The 19,993-nt window shown below is 71.9% G+C and carries 17 protein-coding genes and 2 rRNA genes (1 of these 19 running past the window's edge); 14 read left to right on the top strand and 5 right to left on the bottom strand.

What is annotated here, in order from left to right:
• The 8 genes from O7599_RS16225 to O7599_RS16190 all read left to right on the top strand — a co-directional run.
• Positions 1-2,331: ribosomal RNA gene (locus O7599_RS16225) — 23S ribosomal RNA — on the top strand; it begins 798 nt to the left of the window's first position.
• Between the two features lie 76 nt (positions 2,332-2,407).
• Positions 2,408-2,524: ribosomal RNA gene (rrf, locus tag O7599_RS16220) — 5S ribosomal RNA — on the top strand.
• Between the two features lie 62 nt (positions 2,525-2,586).
• Entirely contained in the window at positions 2,587-3,756 is a 1,170-nt protein-coding gene (locus tag O7599_RS16215; protein WP_281622862.1) for an acetoin utilization protein AcuC, read from the top strand.
• A gap of 89 nt (positions 3,757-3,845) precedes the next feature.
• Complete coding sequence (locus O7599_RS16210; RefSeq protein WP_281622861.1) at positions 3,846-4,664, top strand: phosphatase; 819 nt, start codon at positions 3,846-3,848, stop codon at positions 4,662-4,664.
• A 128-nt stretch (positions 4,665-4,792) separates the two neighbouring features.
• The gene (locus O7599_RS16205) at positions 4,793-5,002 is read left to right on the top strand and encodes a helix-turn-helix domain-containing protein (protein WP_158691643.1); all 210 of its coding nucleotides are present in this window, start codon (positions 4,793-4,795) and stop codon (positions 5,000-5,002) included.
• A gap of 125 nt (positions 5,003-5,127) precedes the next feature.
• Positions 5,128-5,226 carry an AURKAIP1/COX24 domain-containing protein gene (locus O7599_RS16200; protein ID WP_003948845.1) on the top strand — a complete coding sequence of 33 codons (99 nt, stop codon included), beginning with the start codon at positions 5,128-5,130 and terminating at the stop codon, positions 5,224-5,226.
• A gap of 143 nt (positions 5,227-5,369) precedes the next feature.
• On the top strand, positions 5,370-6,458 hold the full coding sequence (locus tag O7599_RS16195) for an NAD-dependent epimerase/dehydratase family protein (RefSeq protein ID WP_281622860.1): 1,089 nt from the start codon (positions 5,370-5,372) through the stop codon (positions 6,456-6,458).
• Positions 6,451-7,620, top strand: coding sequence for a lysophospholipid acyltransferase family protein (locus tag O7599_RS16190; protein WP_281622859.1), 1,170 nt, complete (start codon positions 6,451-6,453; stop codon positions 7,618-7,620). Before O7599_RS16195 ends, O7599_RS16190 begins: the two co-directional genes overlap by 8 nt.
• A gap of 10 nt (positions 7,621-7,630) precedes the next feature.
• Here O7599_RS16190 and O7599_RS16185 read toward each other — a convergent pair whose 3' ends face one another.
• The 3 genes from O7599_RS16185 to O7599_RS16175 all read right to left on the bottom strand — a co-directional run bounded on the left by O7599_RS16185 (position 7,631) and on the right by O7599_RS16175 (position 11,055).
• A complete protein-coding gene (locus tag O7599_RS16185) occupies positions 7,631-8,833 on the bottom strand; it encodes a DUF5667 domain-containing protein (RefSeq protein WP_281622858.1) in 1,203 nt (400 codons plus the stop codon).
• 240 nt (positions 8,834-9,073) lie between these two features.
• Positions 9,074-9,844 (bottom strand): ECF subfamily RNA polymerase sigma factor, BldN family, encoded by a 771-nt coding sequence (locus tag O7599_RS16180; protein ID WP_281622857.1) that lies wholly within the window; start codon positions 9,842-9,844, stop codon positions 9,074-9,076.
• Positions 9,845-10,086: 242 nt separating this feature from the next.
• The gene (locus O7599_RS16175) at positions 10,087-11,055 is read right to left on the bottom strand and encodes an HAD-IB family hydrolase (RefSeq protein ID WP_281622856.1); all 969 of its coding nucleotides are present in this window, start codon (positions 11,053-11,055) and stop codon (positions 10,087-10,089) included.
• Between the two features lie 204 nt (positions 11,056-11,259).
• On the opposite strand from O7599_RS16175, the gene O7599_RS16170 reads away from it, so the two are divergent.
• From O7599_RS16170 to hemB, 6 genes are all read left to right on the top strand, one after another.
• Positions 11,260-11,550 (top strand): glutaredoxin family protein, encoded by a 291-nt coding sequence (locus tag O7599_RS16170; protein WP_281622855.1) that lies wholly within the window; start codon positions 11,260-11,262, stop codon positions 11,548-11,550.
• Between the two features lie 143 nt (positions 11,551-11,693).
• The gene (locus tag O7599_RS16165; protein ID WP_281622854.1) at positions 11,694-12,503 is read left to right on the top strand and encodes a redox-sensing transcriptional repressor Rex; all 810 of its coding nucleotides are present in this window, start codon (positions 11,694-11,696) and stop codon (positions 12,501-12,503) included.
• Entirely contained in the window at positions 12,500-14,125 is a 1,626-nt protein-coding gene (locus O7599_RS16160; protein WP_281622853.1) for a glutamyl-tRNA reductase, read from the top strand. The genes O7599_RS16165 and O7599_RS16160 overlap by 4 nt, the downstream gene beginning before the upstream one ends.
• Positions 14,122-15,168 (top strand): hydroxymethylbilane synthase, encoded by a 1,047-nt coding sequence (gene hemC, locus O7599_RS16155; RefSeq protein WP_281622852.1) that lies wholly within the window; start codon positions 14,122-14,124, stop codon positions 15,166-15,168. Before O7599_RS16160 ends, hemC begins: the two co-directional genes overlap by 4 nt.
• A 101-nt stretch (positions 15,169-15,269) precedes the next feature.
• Entirely contained in the window at positions 15,270-16,892 is a 1,623-nt protein-coding gene (locus O7599_RS16150; RefSeq protein WP_281623404.1) for a uroporphyrinogen-III synthase, read from the top strand.
• Between the two features lie 145 nt (positions 16,893-17,037).
• Positions 17,038-18,054 (top strand): porphobilinogen synthase, encoded by a 1,017-nt coding sequence (hemB, locus tag O7599_RS16145; RefSeq protein WP_281622851.1) that lies wholly within the window; start codon positions 17,038-17,040, stop codon positions 18,052-18,054.
• Between the two features lie 185 nt (positions 18,055-18,239).
• On the opposite strand, the gene O7599_RS16140 is transcribed toward hemB, so the two are convergent.
• Both O7599_RS16140 and O7599_RS16135 read right to left on the bottom strand, forming a co-directional pair.
• Positions 18,240-18,890, bottom strand: a complete 651-nt coding sequence (locus O7599_RS16140) for a class I SAM-dependent methyltransferase (RefSeq protein WP_281622850.1) — start codon at positions 18,888-18,890, stop codon at positions 18,240-18,242.
• Between the two features lie 40 nt (positions 18,891-18,930).
• On the bottom strand, positions 18,931-19,959 hold the full coding sequence (locus O7599_RS16135) for an NAD(P)/FAD-dependent oxidoreductase (protein ID WP_281622849.1): 1,029 nt from the start codon (positions 19,957-19,959) through the stop codon (positions 18,931-18,933).
• Positions 19,960-19,993 lie beyond the last annotated feature (34 nt).

The following is a 19,993-nucleotide window of genomic DNA, read 5'->3' as shown; positions in this document are numbered from 1 at the left end:
ATGGGCAGGGTGAAGCGGCTGTAAGAGGTCGTGGAGGCCCGAACCCACCAGGGTTGAAAACCTGGGGGATGACCTGTGGTTAGGGGTGAAAGGCCAATCAAACTCCGTGATAGCTGGTTCTCCCCGAAATGCATTTAGGTGCAGCGTCGTGTGTTGCTTGCCGGAGGTAGAGCTACTGGATAGGCGATGGGCCTTACCGGGTTACTGACCTTAGCCAAACTCCGAATGCCGGTAAGTTGAGCGCGGCAGTGAGACTGCGGGGGATAAGCTCCGTGGTCGAGAGGGAAACAGCCCAGAGCATCGACTAAGGCCCCTAAGCGTATGCTAAGTGGGAAAGGATGTGGAGTCGCAGAGACAACCAGGAGGTTGGCTTAGAAGCAGCCATCCTTGAAAGAGTGCGTAATAGCTCACTGGTCAAGTGATTCCGCGCCGACAATGTAGCGGGGCTCAAGCGTACCGCCGAAGTCGTGTCACTCCAGCATGACGGCTAACGCCGGCTGGGGTGGGTAGGGGAGCGTCGTGTGCCGGGTGAAGCATCCCCGTAAGGGAGGTGTGGACGGTTCGCGAGTGAGAATGCAGGCATGAGTAGCGATACACACGTGGGAAACGTGTGCGCCGATTGACTAAGGGTTCCTGGGTCAAGTTGATCTGCCCAGGGTAAGTCGGGGCCTAAGGCGAGGCCGACAGGCGTAGTCGATGGATAACCGGTTGATATTCCGGTACCCGCTGTGAGGCGCCAAACATCGAATCAGGTGATGCTAAGCCCGTGAAGCCCCCTTGTTGATCCTTCGGGTGATACAAGGTGTGGTGGAGCCGGTGATCCGAGCTTGTAGTAGGTGAGTGATGGGGTGACGCAGGAAGGTAGTCCAGCCCGGGCGGTGGTTGTCCCGGGGTAAGGGTGTGGCCTGGGAGGCAGGTAAATCCGTCTCCCGTGAAGGGTGAGACCTGATGCCGAGCCGATTGTGGTGAAGTGGATGATCCTATGCTGTCGAGAAAAGCCTCTAGCGATGTTTCATGGCGGCCCGTACCCTAAACCGACTCAGGTGGTCAGGTAGAGTATACCGAGGCGTTCGGGTGAACTATGGTTAAGGAACTCGGCAAAATGCCCCCGTAACTTCGGGAGAAGGGGGGCCGCTTCCGGTGATGGCCTTTACGGCTGGAGCTGGGGGTGGCCGCAGAGACCAGCGAGAAGCGACTGTTTACTAAAAACACAGGTCCGTGCGAAGCTGTAAGGCGATGTATACGGACTGACGCCTGCCCGGTGCTGGAACGTTAAGGGGACCGGTTAGTCACCTTTCGGGGTGGCGAAGCTGAGAACTTAAGCGCCAGTAAACGGCGGTGGTAACTATAACCATCCTAAGGTAGCGAAATTCCTTGTCGGGTAAGTTCCGACCTGCACGAATGGCGTAACGACTTCTCGACTGTCTCAACCATAGGCCCGGTGAAATTGCATTACGAGTAAAGATGCTCGTTTCGCGCAGCAGGACGGAAAGACCCCGGGACCTTTACTACAGCTTGATATTGGTGTTCGGTTCGGCTTGTGTAGGATAGGTGGGAGACTGTGAAGCGGCCACGCCAGTGGTTGTGGAGTCGTCGTTGAAATACCACTCTGGTCGTGTTGGATGTCTAACCTGGGTCCGTGATCCGGATCGGGGACAGTGTCTGGTGGGTAGTTTAACTGGGGCGGTTGCCTCCTAAAGGGTAACGGAGGCGCCCAAAGGTTCCCTCAGCCTGGTTGGTCATCAGGTGGTGAGTGTAAGTGCACAAGGGAGCTTGACTGCGAGACTGACGGGTCGAGCAGGTGCGAAAGCAGGGACTAGTGATCCGGCGGTGGCTTGTGGGAGCGCCGTCGCTCAACGGATAAAAGGTACCCCGGGGATAACAGGCTGATCTTCCCCAAGAGTCCATATCGACGGGATGGTTTGGCACCTCGATGTCGGCTCGTCGCATCCTGGGGCTGGAGTCGGTCCCAAGGGTTGGGCTGTTCGCCCATTAAAGCGGCACGCGAGCTGGGTTTAGAACGTCGTGAGACAGTTCGGTCCCTATCCGCTGCGCGCGTAGGAGTCTTGAGAAGGGCTGTCCCTAGTACGAGAGGACCGGGACGGACGGACCTCTGGTGTGCCAGTTGTTCTGCCAAGGGCATGGCTGGTTGGCTACGTTCGGGAGGGATAACCGCTGAAAGCATCTAAGCGGGAAGCCTGCTTCGAGATGAGGACTCCCACCCCCATGAGGGGTTAAGGCCCCCTGTAGACGACGGGGTTGATAGGCCGGATCTGGAAGCCCTGTGAGGGGTGGAGGTGACCGGTACTAATAGGCCGAGGGCTTGTCCATAGCTGCTTGCGTCCACTGTGTAGGTTCTGAGACAACAACCCCCACCCCTGGTGGTGGTTGCATTGTTTCATAGTGTTTCGGTGGTCATAGCGTTGGGGAAACGCCCGGTCTCATTCCGAACCCGGAAGCTAAGCCCGACCGCGCCGATGGTACTGCATGGGGGACCGTGTGGGAGAGTAGGTCACCGCCGAACAATCTTTCATGAAAGCCGTCCCGGTCTCTGCGGGGCGGCTTTCGTGCGTTACGGTGGCCGATATGAGCGGCCGTGCGCACCTGATGTGGGACCAGGCAGTCACCGGCTACGACTTCGGTCCCGAACACCCGATGGATCCCGTCCGGTTGGCGCTGACCATGCGCCTGGTCGAGGAGTTGGGGATCGACAAGGCCGTCGACGTCGTCGCCGCGCCCGCGGCCGGCGACTCGACGTTGCGGCTTGTGCACCGGCAGGACTACATCGACGCCGTGCGGCAGGCGTCCGTGGCGCCGGAGTCGGCTGATCCGGCGTACGGGCTCGGGACGATGGACGTTCCGGGGTTCATGGGGATGCACGAGGCGTCGGCGCTGATCGCCGGGCAGTCCCTCGCGGGTGCGGAGGCCGTGTGGGAGGGGCGGGCCGTGCACGCCGTGAACTTCGCCGGCGGACTGCATCACGCGATGCCCGGGGCCGCTTCGGGGTTCTGTGTCTACAACGACGCGGCGCTGGCCATCGCACGCCTGCTGGAGTTGGGCGTAGAGCGGGTGGCGTACGTGGACGTGGACGTGCACCACGGGGACGGCGTCCAGGCGGCGTTCTGGGACGACCCGCGGGTGCTGACCGTGTCCCTGCACGAGCACCCCAGCACGCTCTTCCCCCAGACCGGTTGGCCCGAGGAGACGGGCGGGTCCGGGGCCGAGGGGCAGGCGGTCAACGTGGCGCTGCCGGCCGGGACCGGGGACGCGGGGTGGCTGCGGGCGTTCCACGCCGTCGTGCCGGAGCTGCTGAGGTCGTGGGGCCCTCAGGTGCTCGTGACGCAGCACGGGGCCGACACGCACGCCGAGGACCCGCTGGCGCACCTCGCCGTCAGCCTGGACGCGCAGCGTGCGGTCATGGAGACCTGCCACGCCCTGGCGCACGAGTACGCGGACGGCCGGTGGCTCTCTCTCGGCGGGGGAGGGTACGCCGTCGTGGACGTCGTACCGCGCTCCTGGGCCCACCTGTGTGCCATCTCCGCCGGCCGGCCCGTCTCCCCGGTGACGGAGGTGCCCGAGGTCTGGCGGGCCGAGGCGGCGCGGCGGACCGGGCAGCAGGCGCCGTACCGGATGACGGACGGGCGGGACGCCTCCTGGGCGGACTGGGAGGCGGGGTACGACCCGGCGTCGCCGCTGGACCGTGCGGTGCGTGCCGCGCGGCGGACGGTGTTCCCGGCGCACGGGCTGCTGCCCTGACGGACCCGTCCCCCGCCGTCTGCTTTCTTGTGGGCGAAATATTCGCGAAGTCGCCCGTTCTCCCCGTAAAGGCGGCCAGAGTGGGTCGGGTGTTGACCGACGCACCCTTCTTGCGTAGGCATCTGCTGGCGACCGGGATCGCCGGGCCGGTGGCGACGAGCCGCGACAAGAGCCTCCGCAGGTATCAGCAGTTCGCCGCCCGCGACCCCCGGGTGCTGCTCGGCCTGGAACCGGAACGCGACTGGTCGGTGGCCGAGTTGCTGCGGCTGATGGCCGAACGCTGCGGTACGAGCGGGGATCCGGGCCGGATCTCGGGCACCGAGGTCATCGATCCGGACCGTACGATCGCCGCCCTGCACGCCTTCGCGGAGCGGCTGAGCGACGCCGTACGGGACGGCGAGGCGGTGCTGTTCGGGACCGGCCATCCCGATCGCCTCCTCGGCTTCTACGCCCCCTTGGCTGCGGCGCTCTCGGCGGCTGGGTGCGTTGTTCTCACCCCCGGTGAGGGCAGAGATGTCGACATAACGACCCGATTCGGCGTACGTACATACCGCCTCAACTACCCCGGGAGTGTTGCCGTTCTGGGCGACCCGGAGCCCTCCGCCCCGCCCGCGACCAGGGGGGTCCATACTCACTCTCCGCTTCCCCTGCGTGCGGCACTCGGTGCCGCGGCGACGACGGGCGGGGCGCTGCCGGGGCTGGTGGTGGGGGACCACGGATGGGCCTGCGGGGCTGGTCAGTTGGGCATCGAGGCCATCGGTCTGGCGGACGCGGACGACCCGGCACTCTTCGTCGCCCAGGTGGAGGGCCGACTGTCCGTTGTGGTGCCTCTTGATGACTCTGTGCAACCGGACAGCTACGGGCCGGTGGCCGACTATGTGCTCAAACACGCCCGTCTGTCACTGTAGCCATGCGATCGCTACTCCTCTTCCCCACTTGCATCACCCGCCCCTAATCTGGGGAGGAGCGCGCATGCGAGGAGGAGGCACCGGAGGGGAAGCCGGTGTCCGTCATGTGCGGAAGGTTCAGGTGTGTCATGGCTGCAAGCGATAAGCCTCTCAACGAGGTTGTGTTCCTGACCGTGGCCGAAGTAGCCGCGGTGATGCGTGTGTCCAAGATGACCGTGTACCGATTGGTGCACAGCGGCCATCTGCCGGCGATCCGGGTGGGGAGGTCCTTCCGGGTGCCGGAGCAGGCCGTGCACGAATACCTCCGCGAGTCGTATGTGGGGGTGGAATCCGCCTGACGGGTCCGACTGGTTGCGCACCCTCGATTACGTCAATCCTGTTCGCCCGGGTAGGCTTGGGCCCCTGTAAGACGTGTGGGCCCTTGCCCGCCCACCCCGACGGAGAGAAGTGAGCGAGGGTACCCGTGGGCTCTGTGATCAAGAAGCGGCGTAAGCGGATGGCGAAGAAGAAGCACCGCAAGCTGCTGAAGCGCACGCGAGTGCAGCGCCGCAACAAGAAGTAGCGGTAGCCCGCACCCGTCCCGCCGTCCATCCGCCCTTTCCGGCGGGTGGGCGGCGGTTGTGCGTGGTGGCGCGTGGTCCCGCGTTCTCCTGCGTATACGGTGGGGCGAGCGTGCGGGCAGGCAGGGAGAGGAAGGCGAGGCCAGTGGGCAGGACCGTGCTCGTCACCGGCGTCGCCCGCCCCCTCGTCGGGCGGTTGGTCCGCCGGCTGCTGCGTGAGCCGGACGTCGACCGCGTCATCGGTGTCGACGCCCGGGCGCCGGAGCACCAGCTCGGCGGCGCCGACTTCGTGCCCGCGGACATCCGCCATCCCGTGCTCGCCCGGATCCTCGTCGAGCACGGCGTCGACACGGTGATGCACATGGACGTCACCGGCACGCCGCTCGCGCGCGGCGGCCGGGCGGCGGTCAAGGAGAACAACGTCATCGGGTCCATGCAACTGCTCGGCGCCTGCCAGCAGGCGCCGCGCGTGCGGCGGCTCGTCGTGAAGTCCACCACCAGCGTCTACGGCTCTGCGCCGCGCGACCCCGCCGTGTTCACCGAGAGCACCCCGCCCAAGGCGCTGCCCAGCGGCGGGTTCGCGAAGGACGCGGTGGAGGTCGAGGGGTACGTGCGCGGGTTCGCCCGGCGCCGCCCGGACGTCGCCGTGTGCGTGCTGCGGTTCGCCAACATCCTGGGCCCGCGCGTGGACACGCCGCTCGCCGAGTACCTGGCGCTGCCGGCGCTGCCCACCGTCCTCGGCTACGACCCGCGGCTCCAGTTCGTCCACGAGGACGATGTCCTCGACGTGCTGCTGCTCGCGGCGGGCGAGCCGCGCCGGGGCACCATCAACAGCGGCACGTTCAACATCGCGGGCGAGGGCGTGCTGCTGCTCTCCCAGGCCGCCCGGCGCCTCGGCCGCCCCACGGTCCCGGTGCCGCTGCCCGCGGTGACCTGGGTCGGGTCGGCGCTGCGCTCGGCCGGGATGACGGACTTCTCGCCGGAGCAGATCCGGCTGCTGACCCACGGCCGGGTCGTGGAGACGACGCAGATGCGTGAACTGCTGGGCTTCACGCCGGAGTACTCGACGGTGGCGGCGTTCGCCGACTTCGCCGCCGGGCGGGCGGCGGGGCTGCTGCCGCCGCGTGAGGTGCGGCGGGCCGTGGATGCGGTCGGGGGACTGCTGGGGCTGGCGGGGGCGCGGACCCCGGCGCAGGCGGACGGCGTGGCGAAGGAGCCGGTGCACGATGGCTGACGCGAAGGTCATTCCGTTCGACGACGACCGCTCCCGCGGCGGCGGCAAACCCCGGCGCCGCGGCGGCGCGGGCCGGCCGCGGCGGGCGGACGGCGGCGGTGCCGCGGGCGCGGAGGCGGGGCTCTCGGCGCTGCCCGGCGGGCAGGGGCCCGCGGCGGGCGAGGACACAGAACGTACGGACGCCGCGGGTGCCGCGGACGACGCAGCGAAGGCCGGCGCCGGGTCAACGGCCCGTACGGCACCGCCGGGAGCCGAGGCCGCCGACGCGGTCGCCGCGGCGCTGCAGGGTGCCCTCAAGAGCGCGCTGCCGCGGCTCCTCGGCGGCGGCTGGGAGCGCAGGGCCGCCGACGCGCTGGGTTTCCTGCGGCGGCGGCTGACGGGCGACTACGAGGTCGACGAGTTCGGCTACGACCGGGAACTCACCGACCAGGTGCTCGTGCCCCTCTTCCGCCCGGTCTTCGAGAAGTACTTCCGGGTGACGGTCAAGGGCGTCGAGAACATCCCCGACACCGGCGGTGCCCTCGTCGTCTGCAACCACTCCGGCACGCTGCCCTGGGACGGGCTGATGGCCCAGGTCGCCGTCCACGACCACCACCCCGCCGACCGCCATCTGCGGCTGCTCGCGGCCGACCTCGTGTTCGTGCTGCCGTTCGTCAACCAGCTCGCGCGCAAGGGCGGGCACACGCTGGCCTGCGCCGACGACGCCGCGCGGCTGCTGGCGGCGGGTGAGGTCGTCGGCGTCATGCCGGAGGGGTTCAAGGGGCTGGGCAAGCCGTTCGCCGAGCGGTACAAGCTGCAGCGCTTCGGCCGCGGCGGCTTCGTCTCGACGGCGCTGCGGGCGCGGGTGCCGATCGTGCCGTGCTCGATCGTCGGGGCGGAGGAGATCTATCCGATGATCGGCAACGCCAAGACGGTGGCGCGGCTGCTGGGGCTGCCGTACTTCCCGGTGACGCCGACGTTCCCGTGGCTGGGCGCGCTGGGGGCCGTACCGCTGCCGACGAAGTGGACGATCGAGTTCGGGGAGCCGATCCTCACGGACGGCTATCCGCCGGAGGCGGCGGACGACCCCATGCTGATGTTCAACCTGACCGACCAGGTGCGCGAGACCATCCAGCACACGCTGTACAAGCTGCTCGTCGAGCGGCGGTCGGTCTTCTTCTGACCCGTACCCGCTACTCCTCCTCGCCGATGTCGAGGCCCAGGTCGGGCAGCGGCAGCAGCGGCGGGAGGGTGATCTCGGGCTTCTTCTTACCGGGCTCCTGCCCCGTGGGCGGGGAACTGCTGCCGGTCTCCCGGCCGTCCGACTCGTCCCCGTCGGGCAGGACGCCGCCGATCAGGCCGTCCTCGCCGACCAGCCCGCCCTCCTCCGTGGTGCTGGGCCGGGGCTCGCCGTCGTCGCCGACCTCTCCGTCGGCCGTGGCCGTGGACGACGGGGTGGGCTCGGCCGGGTCGCTGTCGGTGCGGCTGCCGCCGGTGTCCGCGGTGTCCGGGGCGCCGCCGCCGGGGGAGGAGTACTCCTCCGGGCCGGGCAGCAGCGAGGACAGCGGGGCGACGTCCTGCCTTATGGCGTCGAACACCGAGCTGACCTCGTCGCGCAGCTCGCCGAGCTCCGGGGGGAGCCGGTCGCGCAGATGCTGCCAACTGCGCTCGTTCTTCTGCGAGAAGGCGGAGAGGGTCTGCATGGGGCCGAGCGAGCCGTCCTCGTCGTACGCGCCGCGCAGCAGCTCGCGGCCCTCGCCGGCGTCGTGCCGCACGTTGTCGAGGGCTTCGCGGATCTCGTTCACCGACTCCGCGTCGAGGTCGCTGGCCCGGCCGCGCTCCATGAGGCGCCGGGCCTCGTTCAGCCGCGTGGACGCCTGGTCGAGGTAGATGCGGCCGCGCTCGGTGTCGTCGTCGGCCATGCCGCGGCGCAGGTCTTCCATGCCGCGCTTGAGGCCGTAGAGGGTGTCGCCCGGGAGGGCGTCGGAGCTGACCGCGGCGGCGGCGCTGAACGCGCCGGCGGCGACGCCGACGCCGACGCCGCCGATGGCCACGCCGCGGGAGAGGCGGGAGCGCGGGCGCAGCCGGGACAGCGGGCCGGCCGCGCGGTGGGCGCCGCGCTTGCGGGGCGCGGGGATCACGGGGGTTTCGGGAGCCTCCGCGGTGTCCTCGGCGAGCATCGCCTCCATGGCGGCGATGAGCCGGCTCCGCTGGGCGGTCTTGACCTCGGGGTCGAGGGTCGGACCAGGCACCGAGGCGAGCTGCCCCGCGAGGCCCAGGAGCCGAGCCTGCTCGGGGTCTGCCGCCAGCGCCTCCGCCTGCTGCGCCCGAGACTCCTCATCAAGGGCCTGGGCGAAGGCGTTCGCCCGCCGGTGTGCCGATACGGATCCGATCACGGGCGGCACCTCCTGTCGACTCGGGGTCTCTGTGTGGGACTCCCTATCCCACCCCCGGCGTTGTACTCCTTGACCCAATTCACTCGAATGAGTGAGCCAAGGTGGACAAGCCGGGGCTGGAGAAGCCCTGCTACCCGCTCAACGACGGGCAGGGCAGTCGGGTTACGCGGTGGCGTTGATACTACTTCGGTCGGCGGAGGCGCCCCGGGTATCGGCGGAGTCACGGGAGATCGCTTCCCGTCAGCGGGCGTCGTCCGGCAGCAGCCGGGCGAGCGTGCGCACCGCGCGGTACTGCAGGGTCTTGATCGCGCCTTCGTTCTTGCCCATCACCTTGGCGGTCTCGGCCACCGACAGGCCCTGGAGGAAGCGGAGGGTCACGCACTCCTGCTGCTGCGGGTTGAGCTTGCGCACGGTCTCCAGCAGCGCGGTGTTGGACAGCGACTCCAGCACGGAGTCCTCGGGGCTGCGCTCGGTCTCGCTGGGGTCCAGCATCTCGCCGGTGGTGACCTCCAGGCGGAACCGGCTGGACTTGAAGTGGTCCGCGACGAGGTTGCGCGCGATCGTCACCAGCCAGGCGCCGAAGTCGCGGCCCTGCCAGGTGAACGTGCCGATCCGGCGCAGGGCGCGCAGAAAGGTCTCCGACGTGAGGTCCTCGGCCGTGGCCCGGCCGCCGACGCGGTAGTAGATGTAGCGGTAGACGGTGTCGGCGTACTGGTCGTAGAGCCGGCCGAACGCCTCGGTCTCCCCGGACTGGGCGCGCTCGACCAGGTCCATCATGCGGCGGCTGTCGCCGGTCGAGGGCTGCGGCTGCCTGGTCTGCCGGCCGCTACGCTCGCGGGTGCCCGCGCCGCCCGCCTGCCGGCGTCTGCTGCCGACCGCGGCGCTGCCGTCGGTGAGGGCGTAGGCGGGGCCGGCGACGGCCAGGGCGGGCGAGAAGAGGCGCAGTTGCTCGATCACCTGCGCGCGCAGCGTAGCCAGGCCTGAGGCGTCAACCCCGACGTATGGGTACACGGGACTCCCAGAGGCAGTGCTTCCACCGGATTGCGTCTGAGGAGAATAACGCTTCGTGTCGGGCGCGCTACCTCCAGTTGCTCAAATCACCGTTTCCGTCCGATCCACAGCTTATTGACGACTCCTCAAGTATCGGCCGTCGGATTGAGTTTGATCGGTAAGTGACACGAACTGCCTGGTTCGCGGGCGTGTTGTGGGTTTTCCGGAGGAATCGGTCACCCGCCGCGCCGCCGGCGCCCGATTCAGCGGCGCCGGCGCTGCAGGGCGGCCGCCGCGGCCGCGCCGCCGGCCACCGCACCGACGCCCGCCGCGGCCGGGATGCCGACCTTCGCCGCCTTGCGCCCCGTACGGTAGTCGCGCAGCCGCCATCCGTGTTCGCGCGCGTGCTTGCGCAGCCGCGCGTCCGGGTTGATCGCGTACGGGTGGCCGACGAGGGAGAGCATCGGGATGTCGTTGGCCGAGTCGCTGTACGCGGCGCAGCGCGCCAGGTCCAGCACCTCGGCGGCGGCCAGCGCCCGTACGGCCTCGGCCTTGGCCGGGCCGTGCAGCACCTCGCCGACGAGCCGGCCCGTGTAGACGCCGCCGACGGACTCCGCGACCGTGCCCAGGGCGCCGGTCAGGCCGAGCCGGCGGGCGATGATCGTCGCGGTCTCGACGGGGGCGGCGGTGACGAGCCACACCTTCTGGCCGGCGTCGAGGTGTGCCTGCGCCAGCGCGCGGGTGCCGGGCCAGATGCGCTCGGCCATGTACTCGTCGTAGATCTCCTCGCCCATCTCGTTGAGATCCGCGACGCGATGGCCCTGGACTATGGACAGCGCGCTGGACTGCGCGTCCTCCATGTGTCCCGAGTGTTCGGCGCCGGCGAGGCGGAAGTAGGCCTGCTGCCAGGCGAACCGGGCGAGGTCGCGGGTGCGGAAGAACTTGCGCTTGTACAGCCCGCGGCCGAAGTGGTAGAGCGTGGCGCCCTGCATGATCGTGTTGTCGAGGTCGAAGAAGGCCGCCGCGTGTACGTCGCCGTGGACCGGGAAGTCCGGTTCCGCGCCCTCTTCCGCCGCCCCGGCGCCCGCCCCGCGTACGGCACCGGCCTCCGCCTCCGCGGCGTACTCCAGCTCCTGTGACGTCTTGCGCGCCGCCTCCGCCGCGGCCTCGCCGGCGGCGACGCTGCGCGCGGTCGCGCGGCGCCTGCGGCTGAGCCATCCGAATGCGGCCATGCTGATGAGCATAACGGCGCGAGACGGGCCGACCGGTGTCGAGGGGTCGGGCCTCCGTGGACGCCCGCGTGAACTCCCGGGTGGTTCCCGCCCGGCTTCGCACGCCCTCTGCCCGGGCCTATGCGTGCCATGCCCGGGATCTGTCCGGTTCTGCTCACTTACGGCCCGCTCCGGACGCTCGTGCGGCGCGGCACAATCGATGACATGAGCCTGCTGCGACGCAAGACGGCCGCCTCCGCGCCCGCGCCCGACCCCGCCGACCGGACCGTGACCCTCATCGGCAAGCCCGGCTGCCATCTGTGCGACGAGGCGCGCGAGGTCGTCGTCTCCGTCTGTGCGGAGCTCGGCGCCGCCTGGGAGGAGAAGGACATCACCCGGGACGAGGAGCTGTACCGCCGCTACTGGGAGCAGATCCCGGTGGTCCTCGTGGACGGTGAGCAGCACGACTTCTGGCGGGTCGACCCGCAGCGGCTGCGGCGGGCGCTGCGGTCGTGAGCCGCGGGGTGACGCCCGTCACTTTGCCCGGACAAAGCGGACACCATCTTTGTGCACGCGTTCACAAAGGCATAGCCTTCTCTCATCAGTGCGGTTTCGCCCCGGCGGGCCGTACGCGGCACCGCGCTAGCGTCAGGAGCACTGTGGCAACTGGCCGAACTCACCGAACGGCGACAAGAAGCCGAGGAATCCCCGAGGCCACCGTCGCCCGGCTCCCCCTGTATCTGCGGGCCCTCACGGCGCTCTCGGAGCGCTCCGTGCCCACGGTCTCCTCCGAGGAACTGGCCGCCGCCGCCGGCGTCAACTCGGCGAAGCTGCGCAAGGACTTCTCGTACCTCGGCTCCTACGGCACCCGCGGCGTCGGCTACGACGTCGAGTACCTCGTCTACCAGATCTCCCGCGAGCTGGGCCTGACCCAGGACTGGCCCGTGGTCATCGTCGGTATCGGTAACCTCGGCGCCGCCCTCGCCGGCTACGGCGGCTTCGCCTCCCGCGGCTTCCGCGTCGCCGGGCTCATCGACGCCGACCGGGCCATGACCGGCAAGCAGGTCGCGGGCCTGACCGTGCGGCACACCGACGAACTGGAGCCGCTGATCAAGGAGAGCGGCGTCTCCATCGGCGTCATCGCCACCCCCGCGGGCGCCGCGCAGGCGGTCTGCAACCGGCTGGTGGAGGCGGGCGTCACCTCGATCCTCAACTTCGCGCCGACCGTGCTGAACGTCCCCGAGGGCGTCGACGTGCGCAAGGTCGACCTGTCGATAGAGCTGCAGATCCTCGCCTTCCACGAGCAGCGCAAGGCCGGCGAGGAGGCCGAGCTGCGCGAGGCCGAGGCGGCGGCCGCGGCCGAGGGCGGTACGCCCGCGGCGGCCGCGGCGGCGGGCCCGGCCCCCGCCGCGAAGAAGCGCACCGGGCAGGGGCCCGACGGGGACGTGCCCGCCGTGATGCCCGCATGAGTGTCCTCGTCGTCGGCCTCAGCCACCGCAGCGCACCCGTGAGCGTGCTGGAGCGGGCCTCGCTCGCGCCGGACGCGCGCGCGAAGCTGCTCGCGGACGCGGTGGCGGCGGCTCCGGTCACCGAGGCGGCGGTGCTCGCCACGTGCAACCGGATAGAGCTGTACGCGGCGGTGGACAAGTTCCACGCGGGCGTCGCCGAGCTGTCGACGCTGCTGGCGCAGCACGCGGGCGCGAGCCTGGAGGAGCTGACGCCGCACCTGTACGTGCACTACGAGAACCGCGCCGTGCACCACCTGTTCACGGTGGGCTGCGGGCTGGACTCCATGGTCGTCGGCGAGGGGCAGATCCTCGGCCAGATCAAGGAGTCGCTGGCGCTCGGGCAGCGGGTGCACGCCGTGGGCCGGACGCTGAACGACCTGTTCCAGCAGGCGCTCCGGGTCGGCAAGCGGGCGCACAGCGAAACGGGGATCGACCGGGCGGGCCAGTCGCTGGTCTCGTTCGGGCTGACGCAGCTCGCGGCCGGCGCACCGGTGGCCGAGTGGGTGGCGGGGCGCCGCGCGCTGGTGATCGGCGCGGGCTCGATGTCGTCGCTGGCGGCGACGACGCTGGCGCGGGCCGGGGCGGCGGAGCTGGTGATCGCCAACCGGACGTACGAGCGCGCGGAGCGCCTGGCGGCGAGCCTCAACGCGGGGTCGGCGGTCACGGGCGGCTGGTCGCCTGCGGGGTCGCCTGCGGCGGTCGCGGCGGGGTCGGCGGTCGCGGCGGGGGCGATTCCGGCGCAGGTGCAGTCCGACGGGGCCGCGGCGGGCGGGCCGGTGGCCCGGGCGGCGCGGGTGGAGGAGATCCCGGACGAGTTGGTGACGGCGGACCTGGTCGTCTCCTGCACGGGTGCCACGGGCCTGGTGCTGACCGCCGACGACGTGGCCACCGCGCTGCACCGCCGCGCGAAGGGCGCGAGCGGCGGCGCCGGCGCGCCGGACTCAGGCGCTGGCGCGCCGAGCCGCGCGAAGGCGGGCGGCGAGGAGCTTCGAGGGACTCGCGGCCGCCGCACCGGAGACGCTGGTGGGGGTGCCGGCGGAGCGGCTGCCGCTGCCGCCGGGGGCGGGCTCGCGCTGCTTGACCTTGCCATGCCACGTGATATCGATCACGCCCTGCACGACACCCCCGGGGTCCGGTTCGTCGACATCGAGACCCTCGCCGGGGCCTCCGCCGACGCGCCGATGGCCGCCGACGTGGACCGGGTGCGGGCCATCGTGGCCGAGGAGGTCGACGCCTTCGGGGCCGCGCAGCGGGCCGCCGGCATCACGCCCACCGTGGTCGCGCTGCGGACCATGGCCCAGGACGTCGTCGCGGGCGAGATCGCCCGTTTGGAGGGTAGGCTGCCCGGGCTCGACGAACGTCAGCGGGCCGAGGTGGCGCAGACCGTGCGCCGCGTCGTGGACAAGCTGCTGCACGCGCCGACCGTACGGGTCAAGGAGCTGGCCGCCACCCCCGATGGAGCGGGGTACGCGGACGCCCTGCGGGAACTCTTCGACCTCGACCCGGCCACCGTCGACGCCGTCAGCCGCGCGGACTCCGGCCGCGCGGCGGCCAGCGCACGCAGTGAACGGGAGCCGTCATGACCGCAGCCAAGCCGACGCCGGCGAAGGAGGCCGGGGCGCAGGAAGCCCCGCGCTTCCGGCGCCCGCTGCGCCTCGGCACGCGGCGCAGCAAGCTCGCGCTCGCGCAGTCCGAGCAGGTTGCCGAATCGGTACGGCGCCTCACCGGACGCTCCGTCGAGCTGTTCGAGATCACCACGTACGGGGACGTGTCCCGGCAGCACCTGTCCGAGATCGGCGGCCAGGGCGTCTTCGTCGCCGCCCTGCGCGAGGCCGTGGTGCGCGGCGAGGTGGACCTCGCGGTGCACTCCCTGAAGGACCTGCCGACCACGCAGCCCGGGGAACTGGTCATCGCCGCCGTGCCGCCCCGCGAGGACCCGCGCGACGTGCTCGTCGCCCGCGACGGCCTCGGCTTCGAGCCGCTGCTCGCCGCCGGCGGCCGGCCCCGGATAGGCACCGGCTCGGCGCGCCGCGCCTGTCAGTTGCACGCCTGGGCCCGCTCCCTCGGCGGCGCCATCGAGACCGTCCCGGTCCGCGGGAACGTCGACACCCGCATCGGGTACGTACACAAGGGGGAGCTCGACGCCGTCGCCCTCGCCGCCGCGGGGCTCAGCCGCCTCGGCCGGCTGGCCGAGGCCACCGAGCTGATCCCCCTCGATGCAGTCTTGCCCGCCCCCGGCCAGGGGGCCCTGGCGGTCGAGTGCGCCTCGTCGAGCGCGCACCTGACCGCCCAGCTCGCGGAGCTGGACGACCCGCGGACGCGGGTCGCCGTCACCGCCGAGCGGACGCTGCTCGCCGCCCTGGAGGCCGGCTGCAGCGCGCCCGTGGGCGCGCTCGCCGACCTGCACGCGGAGGGTCCCTCCGGGGCCGACAAGGGCACAGCGTCGACTGTCACCGAGATGCGCCTGCGCGGCGTCGTCGGCACCCCCGACGGCTCCGCTCTGGTGCAGATGTCCGCCACCGGCCCCGTGCCGGCGTCGCACGACGACGCCGTGGCGCTCGGACGCGAGCTAGCAGAAGAGATGCTCGCCAAGGGCGCGGCCGGTCTGATGGGGGAGCGACTTTGAGCCCCACGCCTTCGACCCGTAAGGCCAGCGCGTCGGCGCGTACCGCAGCGACCGGCGCGGCCCGCCCGCCCGGTCCCGCCGCCCGCGGGCACGTCACGTTCCTGGGCGCAGGACCCGGGGATCCGGGCCTGCTGACGCTGCGCGCCGTGGAAGCGCTGTCTTCCGCGGACGTCCTGATCGCCGACCCGAAGGTCCTCGCCGTCGTACGCGCCCACGCGCGCGCCGGCGCGGTCACGCCGCACACGTCGGCGGCGCCCGCGGCGCAGACGTCGGCGGCCGCGGGGGACGACGAACCGCCAACGGCCGCTGACGCAGGCCATCTTGTCATGGAGGCCGCGCGCGCCGGCAGGCGGGTCGTCCATGCCGTGGCGGGCGATCCGGGCCTCGACGGCGGCGCCGCGCAGGCGATGCGTGCCTGCGCCGCCGAGGGCATCGCCTTCGAGGTGGTGCCCGGCGTCGCGACCGCCGTCGGCGTGCCCGCGTACGCCGGTGTGCCGCTGCACGACCCGGAGGGCACGGACGTGCGCGTCGTGGACGCCGCGACCGCCTCGGAGCAGATCTGGGGCGAGGCGGGCGCCAGCGACTGCACGCTCGTGGTGCAGACGTCCCTGGAGGCCACCGCGGCGACGGCGCGCGAACTGGTCGCCGCCGGCCGCAAGCCGGACACCCCGATGACGGTCACGCTCGCCGGTACGACGACGCGGCAGCGGACGTTCAGCGCCACGCTCGGCAGCGTCGCGCAGGTGCTGAAGTCGGCGAAGGTGCTGCCGTCGCCGGACGCCGGGCAGGCGGTGATAGCGGTCGTCGGCGAGCAGAGCGCGCCGGCCCGCCGCGAGCAGTTGGCCTGGTTCGAGTCCAAGCCGCTCTTCGGCTGGCACGTGCTGGTGCCGCGGACGAAGGAGCAGGCCGCGTCGCTGTCCGAGCAACTGCGCTCGTACGGCGCCGTGCCGCACGAGGTGCCGACGATCGCCGTCGAGCCGCCGCGCACCCCGCAGCAGATGGAGCGGGCGGTCAAGGGCCTGGTCACCGGGCGGTACGAGTGGATCGCCTTCACCTCCGTCAACGCCGTCAAGGCGGTGCGCGAGAAGTTCGAGGAGTACGGGCTCGACGCCCGCGCGTTCGCCGGCATAAAGGTCGCGGCGGTCGGCGAGCAGACGGCGGCGGCGCTGGTGGAGTTCGGCGTCCGGCCCGACCTGCAGCCCAGCGGCGAGCAGTCCTCGCACGGGCTGCTGGAGGACTGGCCGCCGTACGACCCCGTCTTCGACCCGATCGACCGGGTGTTCCTGCCGCGCGCTGACATCGCCACCGAGACGCTGGTGGCGGGGCTGAAGGATCTGGGCTGGGAGGTCGACGACATCACCGCGTACCGCACGGTGCGGGCGTCGCCGCCGCCGGCCGAGACCCGCGAGGCGATCAAGGGCGGCGGGTTCGACGCCGTGCTGTTCACCTCGTCCTCGACGGTGCGGAACCTCGTCGGCATCGCCGGCAAGCCGCACAACGTCACGATCATCGCCTGTATCGGACCGGCGACGGCGAAGACCGCGGAGGAGCACGGGCTGCGCGTCGACGTCATGGCGCCGGAGCCGTCCGTGCACAAGCTGGCCGAGGCGCTGGCGGAGTTCGGCGCGCGCCGCCGGGCGGCGGCGGTCGAGGCCGGGGAGCACGTCACCCGGCCCAGCGAGCGCAGGCCGCGGCGCCGGGCGCGGACGACGACCACGAGCTGACGGGGCCCGCCGCGGGGCGGCCCGGCCGGGGCGTACGGTGGACGGCATCCGGCCCCCCGCCGCCCGCTATGGGGCGCGTCCTTTCGTGCGCGCCCTCGCGGGGCGGGCCACCGGCCGCCCCGGAGCACCACGGAGGTAAGCACACGTGTCCGGCACCGACAACGCGCACCCCGGCCCCGTCGCCGGTCCCGTCATCCGCCCGCGGCGGCTGCGCACCACGCCCGCGCTGCGGCGCATGGTCGCCGAGACCCGGCTGCACCCGGCGGAGCTGATCCTGCCCGCGTTCGTCCGCGAGGGCACCGACGAGCCGGTGCCCGTCGCCGCGATGCCGGGCGTCGTGCAGCACTCCCGCGACAGCCTGAAGAAGGCCGCCGCCGAGGCGGTCGCCGCGGGCGTCGGGGGGATCATGCTCTTCGGCGTGCCGGAGGAGCACAAGAAGGACGCGATCGGCTCGGCCGGCACGGACCCCGACGGCATCCTCCAGGTCGCGCTGCGGGACGTGCGCGCGGAGGTCGGGGACGACCTGGTGGTCATGTCCGACGTGTGCCTGGACGAGACCACCGACCACGGGCACTGCGGGGTGCTGGACGCCGCGGGCCGGGTCGACAACGACGCGACGCTCGCGCGGTACGCGGAGATGGCCGTCGTCCAGGCGGACGCCGGGGCGCACGTGCTGGGGCCGAGCGGCATGATGGACGGCCAGGTCGCGGTGATCCGCGAGGCGCTGGACCGGGCGGGGCACACGGACACGGCGGTCCTCGCGTACACCGTGAAGTACACCTCCGCCTTCTACGGGCCGTTCCGCGAGGCGATCAACTCCTCGCTGCGGGGCGACCGGAAGACGTACCAGCAGGACCCGCCGAACGCCCGCGAGGCGCTGCGCGAGCTGTCCCTCGACCTCGCCGAGGGCGCCGACATGGTGATGGTCAAGCCGGCGCTGCCGTATCTCGACGTGCTGCGCCGGGTCGCCGACGAGGCGGACGTGCCGGTGGCGGCGTACCAGATCTCGGGCGAGTTCGCGATGGTCGAGGCGGCGGCGGAGCGCGGCTGGGTGGACCGGGACGCGGCGATGATGGAGACGCTGACGGGGATCAGGCGGGCCGGGGCGCAGATGATCCTCACGTACTGGGCGATCGACGCGGCCCGGCGACTGCGCGACTGACGCTCCCCGGCGCCGCCGGGCAGCGGCGCCGGTGCCGTGCCGCCCCGGCTCGTACGCAACCCTCCTCACCTGCGCGGGCCGCGGCCGTGGAGGGCCGCCGACTCCCGCCAAATGGACGGCAATGCGTGATGCCGAGTCAGGTCCGACGGACGCCCCGCCCCGCACAGGGCGGGGCGTCCGCCGGCTCAGCGCCTCCGGGCGCGCAGGACCGCGTCGTGGTGCTCGACGGGCTCGCCGCCGTCGTGCGGCTCGTGGCCCACGGGCGCCAGCCGCGTCCGCACCTCCGCCACGGCGATCTCCCAGTCCTCCGGCACCAGGTCCGCCGCCACGTCGGCCGCGGTGAAGTGCACCCCCGGGTGCGCCTCGGCCATCTCGGCGGCGCGGGGGTCCGTCTCGTGGTGGCCGACGACGAGCAGCGTGCCGCCCGGCGCCACCGTCGCCGCGAGGCGGCAGAAGAGCGCCTCGCGGGAGGCCGTCGTGTGCACGTAGTGCGTGGTGACCAGGTCGAAGGGGGCGCCGTCCGGCGTGGCGTCGGTCAGGTCCGCCCGTACCCAGGTGAGACGTCCCGCGACCTCCGGCCCGCGCGCCTCGGCGTGTGCGCGGGCGCGGTCCAGGGCGGTGCCGGAGATGTCCACGGCCGTCACCCGCCAGCCGCGCTCGGCGAGCCAGATGGCGTCGGCGCCCTCGCCGCAGCCGGCCTCCAGGGCGGTGCCGGGCGTCAGGTCCGCGATCTCGGTCACGAGCTGCGGGTTGGGCCGGCCGCTCCAGACCGCGTCCCGGCCGCGGTACATCTCCTCCCAGTACGCCTCGCCGAACTCTTCCGTCGCGTTCGTCATCCTCGGTTCCTCTCTGCCGTCGTTTCTGCCGTCTGGGACGTCACACGCCGACCCGGCGGGCGGCGACCGCCCGGCGGGCGTCCTCGGCGGCGATGTCGGCGTTGATCTGCGCCCCGGCCATGGCGCCGGCCGCCGCGGCGGCGCCGACCTGGGCGGTCATGTCGGTGACGTTGCCCGCGACCCACACCCCGGGCACGTCGGTGCGTCCGGTGGCCTCGGCGGGAATGTGCTCGCCCATGCCGGACGGGTGCGCCACGGGCGTGAGGCCCAGGCCGGCCAGGAACCCGCCGCGCGCCACCATGCGCGAGGCCACCACGAGCGCCTGCCGGGGCACGACCGTGTCGTCCGCGAGCCGCACGCCCGTGAGCCGGTCGGCGGCGACCTCCAGGCCCGCGACCTCGCCGGTGACGACCCGCACGCCGAGGGCGTCCAACTGCTCGGCGTCGTCGCCGGCGGGTGCTTCCGTGGTGTGCGCGAAGTACGTCACGTCGGCGGTCAACTGCCGGAACAGCAGCGCCTGGTGCAGTGCCATGGGCCCGGTGGCCAGCACGCCGACGGCCCGGTCGCGGACCTCCCAGCCGTGGCAGTACGGGCAGTGCAGCACGTCGCGGCCCCAGCGCTCGCGCAGGCCGGGCACGGCGGGCAGCTCGTCGACGAGGCCGCTGGTGACCAGCAGCCGTCGGGCGCGTACGGACCGGCCGTCGGCGAGCGCGACGGTGAAGCCGCCGGGGGTCTCGCCGTGGCCCGCCCCGCCGTCTTCGCCGCCCTCGGTGTCCCGGGTCGCCGCGGTGACCTCGCCGGTCACCACGTGGGCGCCGTACCCGCGCACCTCCGCCCGGCCGCGCGCCAGCAGCTCGCCCGGCGGCATGCCCTCGCGGGCCAGCAGCCCGTGCACGCCGTCCGCCGGGGCGTTGCGGGGCGCGCCCGCGTCGATCACCGCCACGGAGCGGCGGGAGCGGGCCAGCATCAGCGCCCCGCTCAGCCCGGCGGCGCCGCCGCCGACCACCGCCACGTCGTAAGTCTCCGCAAGTTCGTCGGTCACGTCGACCACCTCCATGCCGACGACCATGCGGCCGCCCCGACAGGATCCGCAAACTTTGTTG

This window comes from Streptomyces sp. WMMC500 (assembly GCF_027497195.1).
GTDB lineage: Bacteria > Actinomycetota > Actinomycetes > Streptomycetales > Streptomycetaceae > Streptomyces.
Note: the sequence above shows the minus strand (reverse complement) of the source record. Positions and strands in the feature narration are given on the sequence as shown.